Source organism: Acinetobacter sp. WCHAc060006, assembly GCF_004209135.1.
GTDB classification, from domain to species: domain Bacteria; phylum Pseudomonadota; class Gammaproteobacteria; order Pseudomonadales; family Moraxellaceae; genus Acinetobacter; species Acinetobacter cumulans.
Genome location: NZ_SGSS01000024.1, coordinates 35,618 through 56,240, shown reverse-complemented (window position 1 = coordinate 56,240; position 20,623 = coordinate 35,618). Strand labels below are relative to the sequence as shown.

Below are 20,623 nucleotides of genomic sequence, written 5' to 3'. Positions count from 1 at the left end.
ACGCCTATCATCGAGAAACAGGTGAAATTGTTGCTTATGTTTGGGGTAAACGAGATTTAGCTACAGTCTAACAATTGAAGACAAAGCTTAAACAATTAGATATTCACTACACCCGAATTGCAAGTGATCATTGGGACAGTTTCATCACTGCTTTTAAAAATGGTAAGCAAAGTATTGGTAAATTTTTTACTGTAGGTATTGAAGGCAATAATTGCAAAATAAGGCATAGAATTAGGCGTAGCTTCAGAAGAAGCTGTAATTTTTCAAAAAAGCTTGAAAACCATTTTAAAGCTTTTGATTTAGCCTTCTTTTCTTTTACATCAATAATGGCTTCATTTAAAGGCAGCATACTTTTTGAAGCACCACCAAAATTTTATGTTAAGTAGAGACTAAAAATGCCCTTGATTAAGGGCTTACAAGGGCATTTTGTATAAGGTGTATTATGTTAATTTTAGAATTTCTTCATTAGATAATTTTTGATAAGCTAAATCCATTAGGACTAATTAAGTAAATATGAGCAATTGGGTCAATGTCACACAGGATAAGTCTACAGGTATAGAACTAATTCATGCCCACTTCAAAGGCTTTGCATACGATCCTCATCTACACTCAAGTTATCTTATAGGGGTAACAGAGTTAGGACATCAACAATTCAATTGTAGAAAAAAAATTATTGATAACTATCAAGGTCAAACTTTCATGCTTGAACCTGAAGAAGTTCATGATGGTAATGCACCAGATCCTCTCGGCTTCACTTATAAAATGATGCATTTAGATCCAGCATGGTTAAAAAAAAGCTATGAAGGAATATTTAATGAGCCTATCGAACTTGCTATCGAATCAACCCTACGTTCTGATCCTCAACTTTCACATTTGATACTTTCAACCTACAATATATTGAATAACAATGAATCTCAATTGATGAAAGATACGTATTTAGATCTTTTATTAGAAAACTTAAAGCAGAATAGGGAGGCTTTAAGGATGTAAATAAGATATGTGAAGGAATTTCTTTTCGGATTTCATTTATATAGATTTGAAGAATTCTGTAGTCTCGTTCCTGCAGTTTAATTACTCGGTACGAATATTCATTTTTGATTTTTGGCTTTTTTGATCGATCATCGAACTCATCATCTGTATTTGTAATAATTAAACTAAAACTATGATTCTGAATTGATTTTTTAATAGAGTTGGTTGTTAGTAGCATAAGCTCACCAATTCTAAGACCATAGTTGAGCATGAGATGTATGATCAGAAAGTTTCTGAGTTGTACATTTTTAGATCTAAAAGGATTTAATTCATTGTATTTATTAGAGTTACTTGGTGAAATGACTGAATACAATCCTTTAATCATTTCCTGATTCATGCTCTTAAAATTATGATTTATCTCACTTTTAATTGTCTTATTGGCTTTTGAAAAATTATTTATAATTTTTTTCTTTATTGTCATATATTTATTCAAGTTTTCTTTAATTTTTTGAATTTCCTTCAACGTAAGTTGTGGCTGTGATTGCATGCTTAAGTATTCATTAATCAAGAAGTTGTAAAACTTTAAGAAGGATCTAACTCTATGACCAATTGTTGTGTAATTAATATGTTCTGAATTGCTTAGCCGTATAAGATTACTTTCAAGTTTTTTATTATTTTCTAAGTAAACAATGAAATTATCAATTTCACATTGAATGATCTCAAAATTATAGGATGTCGAATAGAACGACTCACAAAAGGACGTGGCAAACTTTTCAAACCAAAATTCATACCAAAATTTTATTGCGATTAAATCTGCATGCTGCGTAGAGATACTTTGAAATCTAAGAAATTTCATGGTGTACAGCATAGGGTACATACATGGACAGAATGAATCTAAATCAAATAAAAGAATAATTTGATTTTCGTTTGAGACTTTCTTTTCTAAATGAATTGTTTTTAAAGCAAACATAGTAAAGTTTATGAATTATTCTTAAGGTCAACATATCATATTTTATGATTGAAATAGAAATTAGTTAAGTTATTGAATCTTAGTTCAAGAAAGAAAAATATGAAGTTATTGTTAGGTGTATCGGAATTGTCATAATTATAATTCTCAAAGGAGTAGAAAAGGCACTACCCCACAATTTTTTTCTCTCAAAATGTCATTCACTGTCATTTTTTAGTGGCAAGTACCAGGTGCAATTCTTTTTACGGTGTATTACACCGTAGATGTTTTGAGTGAGCTTAGCTGGCACCGTAAAAGTTTTGATCGACAAAATATCCAAAGTCAACTGGACTGTTAATCCATTTGCTAAACAAAACGTGAAACAGCAAATTATTGTAGTCTATATATTTTTCATAATTGTTCACGATACCTAAGTTCAGCAAGTTTTTTTCAAACTCAATGCGTTCAATGGGTTCTGATTTCACAAATGCATGGATGGATGCTTTGATTGTGGGAGGAAAATAAAGTGTCATCCTAACTACAGGACCCTGCAACGTAGCAATTCCTGCAAAAATCCATTTAAAACAATGACTTATTTCAATTCTGCCATCTGCAAGCGTTTTGTGGGGATGGAGGCCGGAATCATTAAAGTATCATCCTAATTTTCGCTCAACCTTGGAAAATGCTGAGAATCGTAAAAATAAAGTTTCATCCTTTCCGCTACTAGTTCAAGGCTTTCTTCCGGCCGCCGGCAACAACGCTGCTTGGCTGAGGCGATCCACTTGCGCTACCGCTCACTGATCAGATCGAACTTGAACTCGACGAGCAGCCAACCATCAGGCCGAGCGTGATCGCCAAAAAAAACGGATCATGCGAAATCCTTCGTTGAGTTTGGCGCGGGTTTTAGCAAATCAGCTGGCCCGCGATCCGGTTGAGAGTGATCCGAAGCGGTCCTTGACGACCGGCACAAATCGGCCGATTCTGTTGAAAAAGTAGCTTTAGCGGCAGCCTGCCGATCAGGTGTGCCTGCTGTCGAAGTGGCTGCAAGCCACTTCAAGTTGCCTTCCGGCGTTTCACTGAGCGTCCTTGCTCAGGTTTAAGGGTTAATTTGAGGGTTTCTGCTCGTAGCAGGCATACCTATCCCGTCAGCGGTGGCCCTTGAGGCAAAAGCTTGGCCATGCGGCGCAGGTTCTGCACCATCGCAGCCAAGGTGAATTCGTCAGTGGCACCCGTTAGGCCACGCAGTCGTAAACGGTCGAGTTTCATGATCCGTTTGAGGTGGGCGAAAAGCATCTCCACCTTCTTTCGTTCGCAGCGAGAGACGAGGTACTCCGGTGTCTTGGCGATGCGTCGAGCCACGTCGCGGGCAGCCTCATGGATGCTGCGGACGATCTTCCGATTCGGCGTGTTGGGGCAGCATTTCGCTTTCAACGGGCAGGTGGCGCAGTCGGTTTGGCTGGAGCGGTAAATGACGGTTTTGGCCTTAGTTACCCGCGACCTTTGCTGGGTGAAGGCGCGCCATTCACTGCGTAGCGGTTTGCCGGCTGGGCAGCGATATTCATTGGCGTCCTGACTCCAGTGAAAGTCGTTACTGGAGAGGCTGTCGTCCTTGCGCTCGGTCTTGTCCCACACCGGCACATGCGGTTCGATGTCCTTTTCTTCGACCATCCAGGCCAGCATCGGGGCGGTGCCATAAGCGGTATCGCCGATAAGGCGTTCCGGTGTGAGATCGAACTGCGCCTCGACACGCTCGACCATCGTCCTAGTCGAATCGACTTCGGCGGTACGGTGCGCCGGGGTAGCTTCCACGTCCATGATCACACCGTGCTCAGTGTCGATCAGGTAATTCGTGGAGTAGGCAAAAAAGGCCGGGCCACCTGGCGCTGCTGTCCAACGGGACTGAGGATCAGTGAGCGAAATTTTCTTGGGAAGAGCCTCAGCCAGCGCCTCTTCATCAAGGGCTTCGAGGTACTCGCGCACTGCGCGGCTGCTGAGCTTTGGATCGTTCCAATCGACCTCATCTCCCGCCACCCCACGTTGCCGGCTGGCATCCGCCTTAATGATGCTGGCGTCGACGGCGAAACCTTCACCCTTGACTAGGCCGGCTGCCATGCAGCGCCGCAGCACCTCATTGAATAACCAGCGGAATAGATCGCTGTCACGAAAACGCCCATGGCGATTCTTCGAGAAGGTCGAGTGATTGGGGACTTCGTCTTCCAGACCCAACCGGCAGAACCAGCGATAGGCCAGGTTCAGGTGCACCTCTTCGCACAATCGCCGCTCGGAACGAATGCCATAGCAAGTAGCCGACGACCAGCATGCGCACCATCAACTCCGGGTCAATCGAGGGACGCCCGATGGGGCTATAGAAATCTGCCAGGTAGGCACGTAGATCACTGAGATCCAAGCACTGGTCGATGCTGCGCAGGAGATGTTGGGCCGGGACGTGATCTTCCAGATTGAACGAGTAGAACAGGCGCTGCTGTCCTCCCGGTAACTGTCCCATCATGCTGTTCGCCCCCACGCTCGCTGACAAAGCAATTTTGCCAACGGCATGGGGAGGCCGCTACTTTTTCAACAGAATCGGCCGCACACAGCCATTCGGCTCAACAGAACCCTGCCTTTACCCCACCAAACTCCGGAAACTCGCCCGGTAGTCCGTCGGCTTGAGATGCACATGTTGGCTGAGGTCGCCGGGTAGCGTGAACAGGCGCGGACCGTCCCGAAACTGGAACACGCGATACAGATGGAATTGATCGCCCGCCTCCTTGGAGAATTCGAGTTCGTTGTGGCTGACCAAGAAAGACGAGCCTACCCCGCCATTGGTGGTTTTCACCTCGATGAAGCGCTCATGGGCGTCCTCTTCGAACGACAGGATGTCGAACCCCGCACCGTCTCCCTGGGTGTCGGACACCCAATCCAGCCGCTGAAAAAGCTCTGGGTGGCCGAGCTCGGTCAGGCGTTGCTGTTCGTAGCCAATCACCCACTGCTCCCCTGCCCGGCCCAGCTTGCGGTTGGCTTCATCGCGAGCGGCATAATCGAACTTTCGCGGTAGGCGTTGCCGTAGAGATGCCGGGGTACGCACAAGCACTTCACGGGCGGGTGGTTCTACCAAAGCCGCTCGGTAGGTTTTGTCACCCGGAAGTTTTACCTCCTCCAGGGCATCGACAAGAGCGCCGACCGTCTGCTGATGTTCCAGAACGTAGGCGTGTACGGATTTACGCAGCAGCAGTTGGCTGTTGCCGCGTGGCTTGTAGCCGTTGATATAGGGCAGGCCCAGGGCATCGAGTACGGCGCTAATGTTCTGGTGCTTGAGCTCGACTGAAGACTTGCTGCGACCGTTCAGCAGTTGGCGCAGTGCCTGGTTGTGCTCGGACTTGTTGTACGGCTCCCCAGCCGCCTCGGCACGCAGCATGTCGAAATAGTCTTCGACCGTGGCCAGGACCTCTTCTTCGGACCAGTCTTCGCCGATGCGAATGATGCGAAACCCGAGCCGCGTCAGCGCCGGAACGACGGTCGCCTCGCCACCGGAGAAGCTGTCAGCAGTGAGCGGGCCCTGCTCGGGAAATTGCTTGCCGAAGGCCACACCGGCGATGGCCTTGGAATCGCAATCGGTGCCGGTCTTCGGATCACGTACCAGGAAGTCGCGGGACTTGCCGTAGCCGTGGCGCGCCAGGAATTTCGTGCGGCCCAGTTGCACGAACTCATCGATGGCAGCCTGCACGGCGGCGGGGCTTCGAAGCTGGGAGAGTTGAGACACAGGGTCCTTCCTTACTGTCATGGTGTGCCGGGAACCGCCGAGCCACGAGATTATGAGTAGCCCCTGAACAGAAACGTCACGATAAAAGCCGTGAACGCCACCAGGCCCATTAAATCCCTTGCGTATTTGCAGCCCGTGCTGTCCAAACCTGTACCAGGTCCGATCAACACGCTCCAACCATTGAGGTACGAAAACACCGCCTGACCGAACAAAAAATGCGTGATAGCCGCCGCAGCCATGACGCCGGAATCGTCAGACAGGCTGTAGCTGTTGACCATTGCCCTGTACGCCTGCATCTGAAATGGCTATTGCCCTGATGGGAGCCGGCTTTTCAGCCACCGACACCAGCGATGCCGTCAATATTCTTTACCCGATAACCATGACCGTACAAGCTAACAAGGCCTGGCAAGCCAGCGGACTTAAAAAGTCTTTTTTTCTACCATCCCACAAAAAAGTTCGTGGTGGAGAAAAGATAAGCTATGCAAGGCTTTAGGAGACGTGGTTTTTCAGGATGACGAAGAACGATTCGGCGCTAGGTGCAACATAGGTGCATCGCACGAGCGCTAGGAACGGCGAAAAAAGGCGGACGTGGCGAAATCGGTAGACGCAGCAGACTTTAAAATTGGAGTGCCCGCGGGGAAATCCGCGGAGTAGAACCGCTCAAAGTCGGGGAACGCTAACGGGCAATACCCTAAGCCAATCCCGAGCCAAGCCCCTTCGGGGGAAGGTGTAGAGACTGGACGGGCGGCGCCTAAAGCCTTCGGGCAATGGCGAAGGGACAGTCCAGACCACGAACGTCATCAGACGGCGGCGAAAGTCGAGGTGGTACGAAAATCTGCTTCTCTGTGAGAGTACGGGTTCGAGTCCCGTCGTCCGCACCACAAAGCCAAACATCCCTGCGATGATCGACCTCTGGGCGTTTGGTCGTGAGCCCGCCACCCTCGCGCTACGCTTTGCGCAGGCGTCGAAGGCGATCAGGTGCGCCCATCGATTCCGTCGAGCACCATCGCTGCGAGTTCATCGCTGGTGTGTGCACCACTATCGAGAACACGGGTTGTGCATGGAAGCCGTTCCCTTGCGGCCAAGCATCGGGCGACATTCGCTAATCGCCACTCTCGAATCTCCGCATTTCGATTCGGGTCAGGATGCATGGTCTGGTTCGCGATCCGGTGACGCAATAGGTCCTCGTTGAGCGTCAGAAAGATGTGCAGCAGCTGATCGTCGATCCGCCTTACCCCGTCGAGTATCTCAGTCAGATAGTCCGGGTGCACGAGCGTCATTGGGATGATGATGTCCTGCGAGTAATTCCTTCGAATCTCCCTGACCGCCGCGATCGTAAGTCCCCTCCACAAGGGGAGATCCTGATAGTCTCCGCTCGCTGGCATGGGGACCGTTTCTTTCACCACGAACCCGATTTCCTCGGGGTCAAAGATCAGCGATTTGGAACGCCGATCGCGCAGCCGCTTAGCGAGCGTCGTCTTTCCGGCGCCGAAAGGTCCGTTGATCCAGATTATCATTGTCGACGGCCTCTAACCTGAAGGCTCGCAAGAGCGCTCGACGGCCTCGTGCGGAGGCACGATCGGAGTGGTTCCGAAATGCTTCTCAAGATAGGTGACGCCGAACGTCACGATGTCCTGCGCGTCGAACAGGTAGCACTGAGCAAAGCCCACGACACCTTCTCGATGGCGACCGAGCTTCACGTAAGCATTTGCTATAGTTTCAACCGCATCCGGCTTTCCTTCGATAGCAAAGCAATCGAGAATGCCGTTTGAATCGTAATCCGATGCCGTTTTCCAGGCGACTTCACCGTCTCTTCCAAGCATCGGCATCTCATACGTCACCCACCGTTTGTTGGGGATATCGGCAACCGCCTCGGCGTAGTGCAATGCGGTAACGGAGTTTAGCGGCGCACCCAACAGCAGGGCCTTCCCGCCAAGGCGAACGAACCGCTCGACGGGCGATCCTTCCCCCAAGGCGTGACCGAGTTCGTGAGGCTCCGTCAGCGTTTCAGCCAGCGGACCAACCGCGACCATCGATGCATCGGGGTGCGCGCTGCGCCGCGCGCCGGGGGCTTGAACCAGAAATTGATTCAGCAGGCCGAACCCACGGTAAGTCCCGGCTGTTGCGGGATCGAACGGCAGCCAGGTACGGCGGGCTTCGTCATCCAGCCGAGCGCCATTCAGAGTCTCCTCGTAGGGTGATCGGTCCCACGACGCGTATCCCATCACAGTGCCAGTCGGCCCAACCGCGGAGCGTAACGCGGCAACGACCGTCTCCGCTCCTCCTTCGACCGGACCAATCGCTTTAAGTGAGGCATGCACCATCAAGAGGTCACCGGTTTGGACTCCGAGTTTTTGAAGCGCCTCCGTTATTGCCTTCCGCGTATGCATCGCGATATCTCCTCTAAACTGCAAAACACTATACCTATCGAGATATCACTCTACTATACCTATCGAGATATAGAGGTGGTCCCACTTGTTTGAACAACTAAAAGCGTATTTATAAGTGATATTCCGCTCTAGTTAAGCCACCTTGTTTTGTTGGGGTAGCTGGTCATAGTAAAACTCATCTGGAGTCATTTTGTCCAGACTCGAATGAGGTCGTTTCAAATTATAAAATTCAAAATATGCGTTTAATTGCTTCTTCGCATCCAAAACATTGCTGTAGGCTTTGAGATACACCTCTTCATATTTAACGCTCCGCCATAATCGTTCAACCATCACATTATCAACCCATCGACCTTTACCATCCATACTGATTTGAATGCCATTTGATTTCAATACATCAATAAATGCATCACTGGTAAACTGACTGCCTTGGTCTGTATTAAAGACTTCAGGTCGGCCATATTTTTCAATAGCTTCATTTAATGTTTCTATGCAAAATGTAACCTCCATACTAATCGATACTCTATGCGCAAGTACCTTGCGGCTATGCCAATCAATCACAGCACATAAATAAACAAAGCCTTTTGCCATAGGGATATACGTTATATCCGTAGACCACACTTGATTACTGCGCTGAATAGCCAATCCTTTGAGCAGATATGGATATTTACGGTGAGCTTGATTGGCCTGACTTAGATTTGGTTTACGATATAACGCATTAATGCCCATTTTCTTCATTAAAGTACGTGTATGACGTCGTCCTATATGATGTCCTTGACGATTCAATAAATCACGCATCATACGGCTACCTGCAAAAGGGTATTGCATATGTAACTCATCCATACAGCGCATCAGCTTCAGATCTGATTCACTCACAGGTTTTGGGCGATAGTAATAACAACCACGGGAGACTTTCAGCAGCTTAGCTTGCTTAGATACTGAAATCTGAAGTGAGTCATCGATTAACTTTTGTGGTTGAAGCGACCCAGTTTCTTCAACACACCTTCTAAAAAATCAATTTCTAATGCCTGCTCACCGATTTTTGCATGTAGTTTTGATCCTAGCCAAAATAATGGACAGCACGTCCTTCTAAAGATAACGTAACTTTAATCTTTGGAGATTCAAGAAATGGCTAAACGTTTTAGTCCTGAATTTAAACAGCAAGCGATTGATTATGCACTTTCAAACTCCCACGAACCTATAGCTGCAATCGCCCAGAAATTAGGTGTGGGTTATTCAACTTTAGACAAATGGATTCGTGAAGCCAATCCAGTAGGTTCAAGCAAACGTCAACTTTCACCAGAACAACAGCGGATCTTAGAATTAGAGAAAGAAGTCAAACAGCTCAGGGAAGCCAATGACATCTTAAAAAAAGCGCATGTGTACTTTCTGACAGATCATGCCAAGAAAAGTACACGGTAATTCAAGATCTGGATGTGAATGAAGTCACTGTATCTTCTGCCTGTCAATGCCTGGGTGTCAGCACTTCAGGCTATTATGCCTGGCGAAAACGCCAGGCCAATCCAGCGCAGAAATATAATGATTTAAAAGCCGTATATTGGCAGCATCATGCACGATTGGGTGCACCTTCATTGGTACATGACATGCATGATTTAGGTTACAGCATGAGCGAACGAACCGTTGGAAGAATGCTTAAAAAGCTTGGTTTACGTAGCAGGATTGCACGTAAATACAAGTATACGACTGATTCAAACCATCGTTTGCCTACAGCGCCTAACTTGTTGGATCGTCAATTTACGGTCAATGAACCCAATAAGATCTGGACAACGGATATTACCTATATCCGTACTAAGCAAGGTTGGCTGTATTTGTGTGTGATGCTGGATCTATTCAGCCGTCGTATTGTCGGTTGGCAAACCAGCCATCGAATAGACCGTCAATTGGTGTGTGATGCGTTTCATTATGCAATGGCTCGTCAGGGGTATCCAATGGGTGTCATGGTGCATTCGGACCAAGGCTCACAGTACTGTAGTCGTGATTTTAGGGCGCTATTATTGACGAATAACTGCGTTCAAAGTATGTCACGCAGGGGAAACTGTTGGGATAATGCAGTGACCGAAAGCTTCTTTCATACATTGAAAGGTCATGTGGTCCATGGCAGTGTGTTTGCCACTCGAAAAGAAGCGAATACAGTCTTGTTTGACTATATTGAGATTTATTACAATCGGGTCAGAAGGCATTCCGCAAACGGCTGGTTAAGCCCAGAAGCCTTTGAACAGAAATATTTTAAGAATTTAGAGGGATTTGTTGTCCACGATACTGTCTAGGATCATTTTTTTAGATCGATGGGTGGTTCTGTTGGAGCTTTTGATTGATCGAAAGCTTGCGAGGAAGCTGAGATCAATTGATTTTTCCAGTCAATAATTTGGTTTTGATGAACATCAAACTCAGCACTCAATTCAGCAAGTGTTTTTTCTGCTTTAATCGCAGCAAGTGCTACCTTAGCTTTAAAGTCATTTGAATGATTTCTTCTTGGTCTACGTGTCATAAAATACTCCATATATTGATGTTTATAACATCATTTGAGGAGCAGAATATCACTTATAGGAGTTGTTCAAATTTACGGATCCATCTCTGACTTATAACCCTCTAATTCATCTATATAGGTGCCTTTCAGGAAGTGAACACTCAATGGTCGTGGGTGATGTTCTACAAACTGAGTGAACAGTCGATGTATAAATTTTATATCCAAAATTGTATTTAGAGCTCTCATGATAAGTACTTTAAAACCATCTTAAAACCATCTTAAAACCATCTTAAAACCATTTTAACAAAACCTTTTAAACCTTTTAATTTTTTTTAAATTAAATATACTTAAAACCATAATAATAGCTTAAAGGGTTTTAATTGTGCTAAAGCTAAAATGTATATCGATATTAGCAATGTCAATCATTACACAATCTATCTTTGCTGAAAATTCAGTAGTACTTGATGTTGGCCATTCACCAAAACAAGCTGGATCTACTGCAGCTAACGGCTATCCTGAATACACTTACAACCTTAGCATGGTCAATTCTATTGAATACTTTCTTAAATCGCGTCATGTCCAAGTGCTCAGATCTTCAGTGAATGAAGATAAAGTCTCACTGGTTCAACGTGCGACCAGATACCCTAATGCTAATCTTTTTATTTCGGTGCACCACGACTCAATACCTACTGAGCTGACCAAGTACAAGAATCAACTCAAAGGTTTTTCAATTTTTGTATCAAAGAAAAATCCAGAATACGGAAAAAGTTTGAAATGCGCCAATCTCATTGGCCAGAACCTAAAATCAATTGGTGAAAGCCCTTCTACTTACCATGGCATGAATATACCAGGTGAAAACAAAAAGCTTTTGACCTCAAATGGCGTATATCAATATGACAATCTAGTGGTCCTGAAGAAATCACAAAAGCCGGCGGTTTTAATTGAGATCGGCGTGATTGCCAATCCTGAAGAAGCAAATCGCTTATCTAATCAGAAAGTAATCTGGAAAATATCTGAAAATATTGCTCAGTCGATACAGCAATGTTTAAACCAATAAGGTGCATGCTGCAGTAATCAATATGCACCCCTCTAGAATTAGAATCTTATGCCGACCGTTTCACCATCATCATTGACCGCACCAGCATCATAAGTGTTATGCCATACGCCATTAATCATGACCAAGTGTGGCGCCCAAAATGACACTGTTTGAATATTATGCAAAACATCATCTGGCGTATCGAAACTAGAAGCACCTATATAGCGGAAGAACATCAAGTTTTCGCCTAGTTCTTCAATATACATTTCAGGATCAAAGTCATCCAAAAACTCTTTATCTTCACGTATCACTTCGTTTAACTCAGTTTCAACGAGTTTGAGTAAAGCGGTAGGCGTAGGTAAACCATCATAAGCCCATTCAGACTCTTTACCTTCAAGTTCCATCCCATCTTTAATATCAAATGCAGCGACATATCCAGTAAAGTAATTTTCAGCTTGCGAGAAGTTATTCGGCATGTCTTGATAGTATCCATCAAGTACGGTCTTAATCTTTGCCAAGGTTGCATCAATCGTACTTTGAATTGCACTTTCAGCACGTTCTTGAGCTGTACCTCTTTGCTTAGCTTGCCCCATGTGTACCCCCTGATTATTCACATTTTGACTAGTATTTTATTTCTAAAGCCTATTGTTTCAGCACTTTAAACCGATTCAGTATATACCAAAGGTTTGCTATTTATATTTCATATATACGATAAGTCTCAAATACTACAAATGGCTTGGTAGCTAAGTGATATAACATGTTTTTGTACTTCAGGCTTTACAATGCTTTTCTCAGATTATCTAGACCAACATGCCGTTATTCTTGCGCTATGTTTGGCAATCTGCATATCTTCAGTTGTGGTTTATACAAAGTATAGAACTCTACGCGCCGTTTATCTTACTGGTGCATCCCTATTCACTTTAACCGCCACAATATTTCTATCGATCGGATTTTATTTAACTACATTGGATGTATCTGCTTCAGATAGAAAGGAGATCCAAAGCATTACTTCTCAAGTGAGCCAAGACAAAAATATCGCTTCAGCAATTGAACTCAATCAAAGAAATAACTATGAATTATTGGTTGCAGTATCTCAAAAGAAAAACCTTACCTACTCAGATCTAGGCAGTATTCAATATGGCCAAGTACGTGACACAGTAAATTTGACGAAATATTCTCAATACAAAACTTTGGTGAATGCTGAGTACTAATTTTTATTGTTGTTTGCGTTGTTCAAGAACGCTGATTTATGCACTACTCGTTGTTCTTCCTCATATCGTATCACTTCATGAGCCACGCAATATAGAGATATATTTCTTAGACATTGTTTCCATAAAAGTTCTGGATAGAGTTTTGTATAGGTCAGGAATGTTCTTTTCCCAAAACAACAATATTTCACCCTTCGTTTTGCATAATTTAAAATCATCGGTATTGGTGAGATCCTCTACCTGTTGAATCATCACTTCCCTTTCTTTTTCTTTGGCTTGTTTTTCTAAAACTTTTTGTTCCTTGATTTTGTCTTGTTCAGACAAAAAGTTCCTACTTTTCTCGCGTTTTTCACTGTCAGTAATGAACTTAACCAAGTGGAATAAATGTTCCATCCATTCATCCGTATGGGTTAAGCCAAGGATGCAACCATTTAGATTAAAGCCAACATTAACCAGGCCTATATCTGATGATGTTTTATTTCTGATATTCAAAATGACATCTTCATCCAGTTCATTTTCTGCAATGAATTCGTCTATATAGTGTTGGTACTCTGGAGATAGAAAACCGTCAAAGGTATATCGAACAACTTCTACCAGTAAAAAATTAACCCCGAAAAGTTCAATGTGTTTTTCAATCTCCTCAACAGGGATTTCCAACTGCATTGTAGATACGAGGCTTTCTACGTGGACCAGTGGCTTACCAATTTGCTGTAACTTTTCATAAAGCTCATTTGCATTCATGGGTTGGTTCAATCCGTTTTTTATATTTTATTCAGCACAGCCAATGTCGCATTGAGCATATCGACTGAAACCTCTAATTTTTTTGCTAAACGGGCCATGTGGCCGTCATCAAGTATTCTTAATGCCTTATGTAATGAAGTATAGTTTTTTAGCTCTGAAAACTCTTCAATTTTTTCATTGATATAGACATCATCTAAACCAGCTTCTTCAAAACACTCAATTACAGATAAGCCAACATATGAAAGTTTCTGTTTTTTAACATATGTTGATTGTTTTTGGTCTATTAAACCAAGTTTCACAGCAATTTTGTGGCTTTCACCACGCTTAGGTAGTCGATTGTTTGTGATGACCCTTGTATTGAAAAATTCTTTTTTTACTTGTTCAAAAGTCTTAGCCATTACGGGCACCATCAAAAGTTAATTATTTCGATCGTTTACGATATATCTTTAGAAGTACAAGAAGCGAATAAATTATTAATCTTGGTTCGCTCTAGCGCGTGGATGTGCATCTTTATAAGAACTAATCAACGTTTCGTGATCTACAAGAATATATACTTGTGTCGAAGATAGTGATTTATGACCTAGCATTTCCTGAACGGCGCGAATATTTTTTGTTTTGTTATACAAGTGCGATGCAAAACTATGTCTCAAAGCATGAGTACTACCAATATTTCCAGAACCATGCGCCTTTAACAGAGCTGTAATGCATGCACCTAAATGGTTTTTCGCAATATGTTTGCCAGATGGTGCAATGAATAAATATCCGCAGTCTTCTACTCCAGCTTTTGAAATCCAACGATTACGAACTAAAAGCCAAGTAGAAATAGCCTCTAGTGATTTTTTTCCTAAAAAAACAATCCGTTCATTATTTCCTTTACCCAATACCTTTAGTTGCATAGCACTGAGGTTGATATCACTTAGTTTGATGGCATGTAATTCAGAGATACGTAAACCGCCAGAATAAGCAATTTCTGCAGCTGCTAGATCTCTTAACTTTTGATTATTGTATTTCGGATTTAATGGCGTCTTGTTATCAAGTATCTCATTCAACGTATTCACGGCGATCGGGCGCGGTAAGCTTTGGTTTTTGAACTTAACCCGAATGTCAGAAAAGAAGTTTTCAGGTATATATTCCTTACGCAGACAATAGTTCAGGAAGTTTTTTAAAGCTGATAAATTTTTGTTGAGTGTTCTTGCAGAAACAATATCAACATCGATTCGATGCAACCGAAATGATGTGATGTAATCGCGGTCTAGTTCCAATAGATGTTTACCTTTAAAAAAAGGCATTTCTAACATCAAAAGTAAGCTCTTTTTGTATTCATTAATCGTCATGTCGGACTTATTTTCAAGCTTCAGGCTATCAAGCCATTCTTGAATCAATTCCTCATTCGACATGCTATGCATGGATAGATTTTCCGACATATGAATACCTAAAGCTCTTGAATAGTTTTCTCTAGCTGAACCTGTTTGTCAGCTCCACTTAATTTTATGACAATCTGCACAATATCCATATATTCTTTTACTGAGATTTTGCCATCTGCTTTCGCAGCATCCACGGTCTTACGTAAAAATGGATTGTCTGCATATTTTTGGAATAAAGGGAACGCTTTAAGGTCATTCAGCGCATCAGCATTAATTGAGTCATTTGAATGTTTAATGATGCAATTTTTCACCTGGTTTTCAGGTGTTTTGATGTAGGTCACTTCGGGCATGAATGGCTTGATTTTTGTCACCAATTCCACCTCATTAGAAGTTAAGCAACTATATACAATTTGCGATACTGGCTCTTTTGGACCACTAACACTCCACCCTTTCGTCACTAGAAAAAACGGTATTTTTGAATAAGGATACTTAAACGTATCATCAACAAGCTTATTAAATTGATGTGCAGTTGATAGGTAGCGATCGGAAGAAAAAACATCGATATGCGACATATCATTCGGCACTTCTGAGCATCCCCCGACCATGATTACAGTGGCAATTGATAGGAGAGCTTTTTTCATAGTTTTAACCTTAATTTGATTAGTGGGAAAAGCAACTTATAACTTTTGCTTAGGCTACGGTTAATAATTGTACCAAAACATAAAAATAGCGGTCGAGATAGACCGCTTAATGCATTAGAAATTGAATTTTTCAGTGTTGTACGCATAGATTTTATTAATATCAATGCGTTTACCTTGCATGGTTGTTATTGCAGTTGGTTGGAATTTAATTGCAAGATCTTTAATTTCAACGTCTTTCCATTCTGGCATGGAAGACGGTATATCAATAGTGCGGCGCTCTTTGGTACGGGTAGCTGGTATCCAGTGGTTTAACTTAACCATTGAGTCACCTAACAATGTACCTGTTTTGCGATCAACAATGCGTAAGTTTCCTTCCACCGAACGTATTTTTAAACCAGAATAGTTATCAATTCCATAAGTAAATGTGTTTTGGTTTTTACCGTAAAAACGTACTGTAAATTGATCGCGCATATAATAATCGTAATGTGCTTTTAATACCTGAAGCATAGTTTCACGATCTACAACATTTTCGACAATATCTTTGTCAGTACGTAAGGACTGCAGTTTATTAAGTGCTGGTTCAACATTCAATTGTTCGTCTGATACGTTTGGATTAACTAAAGGGTTACGTTGAGGGTAGAAAATATCGTTTAAGTAAGCTGTGTGCTGAACTAATAAATACATCGCTCGTTGTCGAGTATTCATCTGTTGATAAAGGTGAGCTGTCGCTTTGTATCGTTGATTTGAATTGTTCTCAAAATAGCTATCAGACAGTTTATATTCGCTGATTTCAGGTGTAAGGCCACCAGCAACAACATTAAAGTTTTTAGATGGCGTTAAAAGCCCCACGTAAGCTTCTTTAAAGTTTGGATTTGGGGTTGGTACATCATCATAAGCAAAAGCAGTATGTGCTATTACAGTACCAAGGATACCCACCATCGCAGTTTTTAATAGTTTCATTCAGTATTCTCTGTATAACTTTAAAAGGGTTTTATGTTTGAAAGTATAATACTTTATTTTTGTGCATTTAAAAAACCACTATTTAAACTTAAAGTAAAAATAATAATATTCCTTAAACCTATTTAACGCCATTCGTTAAACTATCGCTTAATCTCATTAGTCTTTTAAAGGTCAGGTAGTTTTTTGGTAGTAGTTTAGAATTAAGCGTTAAATTTGAGCATTGATCTAAGTCAATTTGGGCATTTTGATCGATAGGAAAGAGTTGTCCTTGATATGCAAAACCAGTCGAATTTTTAGCGATCGACTCAATCAAAAATACACCGTATTTATCTTGTTCCGTGGCCACTGTACTTAAACCACCTAAGGATGTAATCAGGTTTTTAAAATATCCTGGTATTGCGTTCTTAGTGCGTAAGAATTCTATTTGATTTTCAAATGCTTCAGGTGTGAGACATAACATAAAAGCATTTTTCTTTTCTTCTGGCGTTTCAAATACCTTGCCATTGGTCCACGACAGGATATTCGGCTTGAATACATGCAGTACTTCAACCGATTTAAGAAGATCCGCTACATTTGTTTTATGTTGTTCATCGGCTTCAGGCACAAACTGATTTTTGGTATATACCGCAGTACAAAACCACTCATAATCAATTAACTGATTATCGGCATCTAATGGTTCATACAGCAAATACACGGCGCTATCACGCTTAATGGCCAACAGTGGTGATACTGCATATTGTTCTGCAAACTGAGTGATTGCATCCAAGAGCTCACTTGATATGTTGAGTTTTTTGGCATTGAATTCATCGCAAATTAACAGTAATTCTTGAGTGAGTGTTGGTACCACGTTTAACGGCGAACCAGTCTTGTTCAGCATCTCGTTAATAGCATTCTCAATTGCCCCTTTTGTTAGGCTATTGATGAACTGCAGCTGCTCTAATGAGATCCCTTCATGATCCAAAGCCTGTATGACCAGATCAAAAGCATGACGAATTTTCTTCTCAAAATGGTTTGCGTACGATAATCCCCAAGCGTCAGAAAAAAACGAGACTGTTTGTTCTGTATAGCTGGTATTCATTAAGGTTTTGGCAAGTTGCGCGTTACCGATTAAGTCACTTTCATCTTCTAATTTTTTACGCAAGTACTTCTCAATACCTTGTTTGCGAACGTACTGGATCTTCTTCAGGTTTTGACTTGATAGCCAAGTCTTATATTGCGATACAGCATATTGAATGTTCATATCGGCATATGCAGTAATACGGCAAGGTATACCATCAAAGAACGTTGGTAGAAGCACCTGTAAGAGCTCTAAATCACAAAGAGAAGCATAGATAACGCCGTCAGCCACTTCAAGGTCTGTAATCTTCACTGAGAATGAGTGAATACCGACTCGAACCAGTATTAATTTATCGGTATTTATTAGCACCGCATCATAAGAACTTTCACTGGTGATATTGTTTGCTTTAACCCATTTTTCCCAATGGTTAACGATATGGCCAGAAAGCGCTTCACGAGTATCGAAAGGTTGATCTAGATCTGCAGTTGCACTTATGAACGTATCTAAGCTAAACGCATATCGTAAAGGCTTTAGCTCGATATATGTCTCAATCGCTGTTGTATGTTGCTGAATACCATTAGTAATGCTTTGGAGCTTCAGTGCATAGTTCAAAGCCTCAAGCTGGAGCACTTCATCATCACCGATCTGCTGAAACACCGATGTAGCATATGAAAAATTAGTTTGTTCGCCGTGAATATAACGTCTTTCTTGCCCAATCTGCAGATACAGATTTTTGGCATCAGATTGGACTAAATCTAGGTAATTTTGTGGCTGAAGATCCTGAGCAAGTTGCGTAAAAGGTATTTTAATTTTTGATACTTTAGGTGCTTTTTTTAAACCTTCAATTGATGTCGGAAATTCAATAACATCTAAAATAAAATCTAGGTTTAAAGTTTTAACATCTATGATCAAATGGTTTTTATAAAAACGTCCAATCAGGTTATTAAAAAAACAAACTTGGGTTTTATGGTTTAGCATAAATATACCTTTATGAATCTTAAAGATCATCTTATAATAGTAGTATAAGTTTTAATACTATTTATCATGTGGTATTTTTAAACAAAGATAAAACTTTTAGTGAGTTGTTTCATGACAGAATCAGTTGTACCAAATAATAGCGCTTCAGAGAACGCACAAATACCAGGTACGATCGGAACATCAGCCGTTGCAGAACACAAGGGCGATAGTTTTAACGGCACAAGCATCATCACGATTGGTCGAGTTGACTTAAGTAGTTCTATTGAGCCTCTATTTGTACCAGTCTCAACATTGTGGTCCATCACACCGGGTAATTATCCTTTAAGCGCAGAAAATATTAAAAACTGCACGGCAGTACGATTTGAGGGTGAAGAACTACTTACCCAAAACTTCGCATTAGGCTCAATTGTGGTTTATAAAATCAATGGTGTTTTAGGGAACCATGTAATTGTGGTCAGTGAGGATCGAGACGGCGGTAACGATAACCGTGCGATTTACTGCAATAGCTTCAATACAACATGTAATATCTTATCTCAGTACGGTATTGCCTTCGCTGAGCTATATCGCCGCAAAGTATTAGAGCTTGATCAAGTCCTCTATACCAACCTCAATAGATCCCTTTTACAAACTCTCTATGCAGAAAATGAAACTGACGTTATTGATTTAGAGTGGAATACAAAGCACCACCCTACTCTATACGTTCATGCGTCAAACTTAGTTGCATCTGAAGAGCACGGTTTTGTGAAATATGATGGTCGTATGGCTGGTATTGGTACCTTTTCTACAAAATGTCTAACTGCAGACCGTAACGGCAACTTAATTAAACCAGAGCTAGCCTTCCTCAATAACATTATTGAAATTAATGTTACTGAAAAAGATGCGTTAGAGTTCTTGAATTGCTCTATTACGAATAACCGCTTCTTTTCGCGTATGGTTGATCAACTCAAAAGTGCTGGTCGTAAAGAATATGACTTCATCACGAACAACATTGATTTCTTCGCCGTACATGTGAAGCTTAACCTTGAAGAAGATCGTCCTAAAATTACGCGAATGGTTTTAGCACCAGATTTACCAATTCTGGAAAACTATTTGTATAAGCAATACGATCCAACCTACCTTGGTGAAGCCGTTGACGACTTAATTCAGTAATACAGATCTAAAAAAGCTAAAAGCCTACAATGTAGGCTTTTTTAATGCAAAAAGGAAAAGGCTTAATAATTACGGAATCCCAACCTGAATAACTGATATTTTTAGCGACCAAAGATCAAACTAAATAAGTACCCAACCCCTTCACCTTTCATACCATTAGCAATATGAAAAGCAATAGCTAAACAGATGATGACCGTTCCATAGAAAAATAGGTACGGTGCTAAAACACCTTTGAATTTCTTTTCCATTTGATCATGTAATGTGTATTTGATCGGAGCGGAACTTTGATTACGACTATTATCACTTGGAGTATCACGATCTTCTGACTGAATAAGATTGCGAACTCTAGGAGCAACACCCTGATCCCAAGAATATTCTTTAAGTTTTAACTTGTTTACTAGGTATACAATATCATCACTAGCAAGACTAATCCCCTTGGTATGGAGTCTAGACAAAGTATCCACTGAATTGGCAATATCGGTAACATAAAACCACTTTCTTACCGAATGAGACAAATCCATTTGCGTACTAGATAACTCATTCAGGATGATGCAACCACTAATAAAACCTAAGTTTTGGTCGGTAAACAATTCAGCACTTTTGAACCACTCTAAAACAGCAAATCTGTTCTTCCGAATCTGAACAAATGGATTAATCTGAGAGCCACCCTGAACCTCAAGCTCACCATTAATCTGCCATTCCCCATTTTCCGACCCAACCAGATTGCCTGAATAGTTTTTTAGGTCAATAACAACGATTGCTTCCTTGGTGAAAGCAATAACATCAATTTCCTGACCTGACCACATTGTGTTATAGAACAAATAAATCCAATCTTCACTATTACCCCAATGAAGCTTCAATTGGGTTAATAAGTCTTCAAACATTTTTTGTTCATTTTTCAGGTGGCTAACATCACCATAATACGCATGAATAGTCATT

General features: G+C 42.0%; 18 protein-coding genes and 5 pseudogenes. 7 read left to right on the top strand and 16 right to left on the bottom strand.

The window, feature by feature from the left end:
* Together EXE29_RS13360 and EXE29_RS13355 are read left to right on the top strand one after the other, a co-directional pair.
* Window positions 1-340 (top strand): annotated as a pseudogene (locus EXE29_RS13360) (IS1 family transposase); the annotation flags it as partial.
* A 173-nt stretch (window positions 341-513) separates the two neighbouring features.
* Complete coding sequence (locus tag EXE29_RS13355) at window positions 514-990, top strand: AraC family ligand binding domain-containing protein (RefSeq protein ID WP_120365090.1); 477 nt, start codon at window positions 514-516, stop codon at window positions 988-990.
* Here the strand turns inward: EXE29_RS13355 and EXE29_RS17880 are convergent.
* The 4 genes and pseudogenes from EXE29_RS17880 to EXE29_RS13330 form a co-directional block, all read right to left on the bottom strand.
* Window positions 953-1,939, bottom strand: a pseudogene (locus tag EXE29_RS17880) (site-specific integrase); the annotation flags it as partial. The gene EXE29_RS13355 and the pseudogene EXE29_RS17880 overlap by 38 nt on opposite strands.
* 1,113 nt (window positions 1,940-3,052) lie before the next feature.
* Window positions 3,053-4,424, bottom strand: a pseudogene (locus tag EXE29_RS13340) (IS1182-like element ISCfr1 family transposase).
* Window positions 4,425-4,538: 114 nt separating this feature from the next.
* Window positions 4,539-5,675, bottom strand: coding sequence for a protein NO VEIN domain-containing protein (locus EXE29_RS13335; protein WP_000080860.1), 1,137 nt, complete (start codon window positions 5,673-5,675; stop codon window positions 4,539-4,541).
* Window positions 5,676-5,725: 50 nt separating this feature from the next.
* Window positions 5,726-5,953 carry a hypothetical protein gene (locus EXE29_RS13330; RefSeq protein WP_000248278.1) on the bottom strand — a complete coding sequence of 76 codons (228 nt, stop codon included), beginning with the start codon at window positions 5,951-5,953 and terminating at the stop codon, window positions 5,726-5,728.
* A gap of 23 nt (window positions 5,954-5,976) precedes the next feature.
* On the opposite strand from EXE29_RS13330, the gene EXE29_RS13325 reads away from it, so the two are divergent.
* Window positions 5,977-6,168: a hypothetical protein gene (locus EXE29_RS13325; RefSeq protein WP_000951934.1), complete on the top strand. Its 192-nt coding sequence runs from the start codon at window positions 5,977-5,979 to the stop codon at window positions 6,166-6,168.
* Between the two features lie 481 nt (window positions 6,169-6,649).
* On the opposite strand, the gene EXE29_RS13320 is transcribed toward EXE29_RS13325, so the two are convergent.
* The 3 genes and pseudogenes from EXE29_RS13320 to EXE29_RS13310 form a co-directional block, all read right to left on the bottom strand.
* Window positions 6,650-7,192 carry an AAA family ATPase gene (locus EXE29_RS13320; RefSeq protein ID WP_000587837.1) on the bottom strand — a complete coding sequence of 181 codons (543 nt, stop codon included), beginning with the start codon at window positions 7,190-7,192 and terminating at the stop codon, window positions 6,650-6,652.
* Window positions 7,193-7,204: 12 nt separating this feature from the next.
* Window positions 7,205-8,065, bottom strand: a complete 861-nt coding sequence (gene aac(3)-IId / locus EXE29_RS13315; protein ID WP_000557454.1) for an aminoglycoside N-acetyltransferase AAC(3)-IId — start codon at window positions 8,063-8,065, stop codon at window positions 7,205-7,207.
* A gap of 132 nt (window positions 8,066-8,197) precedes the next feature.
* A pseudogene (locus tag EXE29_RS13310) lies at window positions 8,198-9,117 on the bottom strand (IS3 family transposase); the annotation flags it as partial.
* 73 nt (window positions 9,118-9,190) lie between these two features.
* Here EXE29_RS13310 and EXE29_RS13305 point away from each other — a divergent pair.
* Window positions 9,191-10,350 (top strand): IS3 family transposase gene (locus EXE29_RS13305; RefSeq protein WP_087554624.1). Its coding sequence is split into 2 segments (ribosomal slippage): window positions 9,191-9,425 and window positions 9,425-10,350, totalling 1,161 coding nucleotides; the frame shifts between segments, so codons are not numbered across the junction.
* A 5-nt stretch (window positions 10,351-10,355) separates the two neighbouring features.
* Here the strand turns inward: EXE29_RS13305 and EXE29_RS13300 are convergent.
* Window positions 10,356-10,583: pseudogene (locus tag EXE29_RS13300) on the bottom strand (transposase); the annotation flags it as partial.
* Window positions 10,584-10,965: 382 nt separating this feature from the next.
* Between EXE29_RS13300 and EXE29_RS13295 the strand changes: the two are divergent.
* Window positions 10,966-11,607: an N-acetylmuramoyl-L-alanine amidase family protein gene (locus tag EXE29_RS13295; RefSeq protein ID WP_024160906.1), complete on the top strand. Its 642-nt coding sequence runs from the start codon at window positions 10,966-10,968 to the stop codon at window positions 11,605-11,607.
* 38 nt (window positions 11,608-11,645) lie between these two features.
* Here the strand turns inward: EXE29_RS13295 and EXE29_RS13290 are convergent, their stop codons facing one another.
* Window positions 11,646-12,179 carry a hypothetical protein gene (locus EXE29_RS13290; protein ID WP_043041555.1) on the bottom strand — a complete coding sequence of 178 codons (534 nt, stop codon included), beginning with the start codon at window positions 12,177-12,179 and terminating at the stop codon, window positions 11,646-11,648.
* 189 nt (window positions 12,180-12,368) lie between these two features.
* Here EXE29_RS13290 and EXE29_RS13285 point away from each other — a divergent pair, with 189 nt between their 5' ends.
* A complete protein-coding gene (locus EXE29_RS13285) occupies window positions 12,369-12,797 on the top strand; it encodes a hypothetical protein (protein ID WP_043041554.1) in 429 nt (142 codons plus the stop codon).
* 75 nt (window positions 12,798-12,872) lie between these two features.
* Here EXE29_RS13285 and EXE29_RS17760 read toward each other — a convergent pair whose 3' ends face one another.
* From EXE29_RS17760 to EXE29_RS17755, 6 genes are all read right to left on the bottom strand, one after another.
* The gene (locus EXE29_RS17760; protein ID WP_227553516.1) at window positions 12,873-13,535 is read right to left on the bottom strand and encodes a hypothetical protein; all 663 of its coding nucleotides are present in this window, start codon (window positions 13,533-13,535) and stop codon (window positions 12,873-12,875) included.
* Between the two features lie 20 nt (window positions 13,536-13,555).
* On the bottom strand, window positions 13,556-13,933 hold the full coding sequence (locus tag EXE29_RS13275) for a helix-turn-helix domain-containing protein (RefSeq protein ID WP_005006227.1): 378 nt from the start codon (window positions 13,931-13,933) through the stop codon (window positions 13,556-13,558).
* Window positions 13,934-14,008: 75 nt separating this feature from the next.
* Entirely contained in the window at window positions 14,009-14,959 is a 951-nt protein-coding gene (locus EXE29_RS13270) for a tyrosine-type recombinase/integrase (protein WP_227541429.1), read from the bottom strand.
* Window positions 14,960-14,967: 8 nt separating this feature from the next.
* Window positions 14,968-15,540: a hypothetical protein gene (locus EXE29_RS13265; RefSeq protein WP_046127922.1), complete on the bottom strand. Its 573-nt coding sequence runs from the start codon at window positions 15,538-15,540 to the stop codon at window positions 14,968-14,970.
* Between the two features lie 114 nt (window positions 15,541-15,654).
* A complete protein-coding gene (locus EXE29_RS13260) occupies window positions 15,655-16,500 on the bottom strand; it encodes a hypothetical protein (protein ID WP_120364886.1) in 846 nt (281 codons plus the stop codon).
* 118 nt (window positions 16,501-16,618) lie between these two features.
* A complete protein-coding gene (locus EXE29_RS17755; RefSeq protein ID WP_005006220.1) occupies window positions 16,619-18,535 on the bottom strand; it encodes a hypothetical protein in 1,917 nt (638 codons plus the stop codon).
* A 111-nt stretch (window positions 18,536-18,646) separates the two neighbouring features.
* Here EXE29_RS17755 and EXE29_RS13250 point away from each other — a divergent pair, with 111 nt between their 5' ends.
* A complete protein-coding gene (locus tag EXE29_RS13250; protein ID WP_005006219.1) occupies window positions 18,647-19,684 on the top strand; it encodes a hypothetical protein in 1,038 nt (345 codons plus the stop codon).
* A 101-nt stretch (window positions 19,685-19,785) separates the two neighbouring features.
* Here EXE29_RS13250 and EXE29_RS13245 read toward each other — a convergent pair whose 3' ends face one another.
* Window positions 19,786-20,622 carry a nuclease-related domain-containing protein gene (locus EXE29_RS13245; protein WP_005006218.1) on the bottom strand — a complete coding sequence of 279 codons (837 nt, stop codon included), beginning with the start codon at window positions 20,620-20,622 and terminating at the stop codon, window positions 19,786-19,788.
* Window position 20,623 lies beyond the last annotated feature (1 nt).

What these genes read in the sequence shown, in the direction of transcription:
- EXE29_RS13270 (WP_227541429.1), bottom strand. Translation starts at nt 14,959, where the DNA reads ATGTCGGAAAATCTATCCATGCATAGCATGTCGAATGAGGAATTGATT.
- EXE29_RS13250 (WP_005006219.1), top strand. Translation starts at nt 18,647, where the DNA reads ATGACAGAATCAGTTGTACCAAATAATAGCGCTTCAGAGAACGCACAA.
- EXE29_RS13275 (WP_005006227.1), bottom strand. Translation starts at nt 13,933, where the DNA reads ATGGCTAAGACTTTTGAACAAGTAAAAAAAGAATTTTTCAATACAAGG.
- EXE29_RS13325 (WP_000951934.1), top strand. Translation starts at nt 5,977, where the DNA reads ATGGCTATTGCCCTGATGGGAGCCGGCTTTTCAGCCACCGACACCAGC.
- EXE29_RS13295 (WP_024160906.1), top strand. Translation starts at nt 10,966, where the DNA reads ATGTCAATCATTACACAATCTATCTTTGCTGAAAATTCAGTAGTACTT.
- EXE29_RS13355 (WP_120365090.1), top strand. Translation starts at nt 514, where the DNA reads ATGAGCAATTGGGTCAATGTCACACAGGATAAGTCTACAGGTATAGAA.
- EXE29_RS17755 (WP_005006220.1), bottom strand. Translation starts at nt 18,535, where the DNA reads ATGCTAAACCATAAAACCCAAGTTTGTTTTTTTAATAACCTGATTGGA.
- EXE29_RS13245 (WP_005006218.1), bottom strand. Translation starts at nt 20,622, where the DNA reads ATGACTATTCATGCGTATTATGGTGATGTTAGCCACCTGAAAAATGAA.
- EXE29_RS17760 (WP_227553516.1), bottom strand. Translation starts at nt 13,535, where the DNA reads ATGAATGCAAATGAGCTTTATGAAAAGTTACAGCAAATTGGTAAGCCA.
- EXE29_RS13265 (WP_046127922.1), bottom strand. Translation starts at nt 15,540, where the DNA reads ATGAAAAAAGCTCTCCTATCAATTGCCACTGTAATCATGGTCGGGGGA.
- EXE29_RS13330 (WP_000248278.1), bottom strand. Translation starts at nt 5,953, where the DNA reads ATGGTCAACAGCTACAGCCTGTCTGACGATTCCGGCGTCATGGCTGCG.
- EXE29_RS13285 (WP_043041554.1), top strand. Translation starts at nt 12,369, where the DNA reads ATGCTTTTCTCAGATTATCTAGACCAACATGCCGTTATTCTTGCGCTA.
- EXE29_RS13260 (WP_120364886.1), bottom strand. Translation starts at nt 16,500, where the DNA reads ATGAAACTATTAAAAACTGCGATGGTGGGTATCCTTGGTACTGTAATA.
- EXE29_RS13320 (WP_000587837.1), bottom strand. Translation starts at nt 7,192, where the DNA reads ATGATAATCTGGATCAACGGACCTTTCGGCGCCGGAAAGACGACGCTC.
- EXE29_RS13290 (WP_043041555.1), bottom strand. Translation starts at nt 12,179, where the DNA reads ATGGGGCAAGCTAAGCAAAGAGGTACAGCTCAAGAACGTGCTGAAAGT.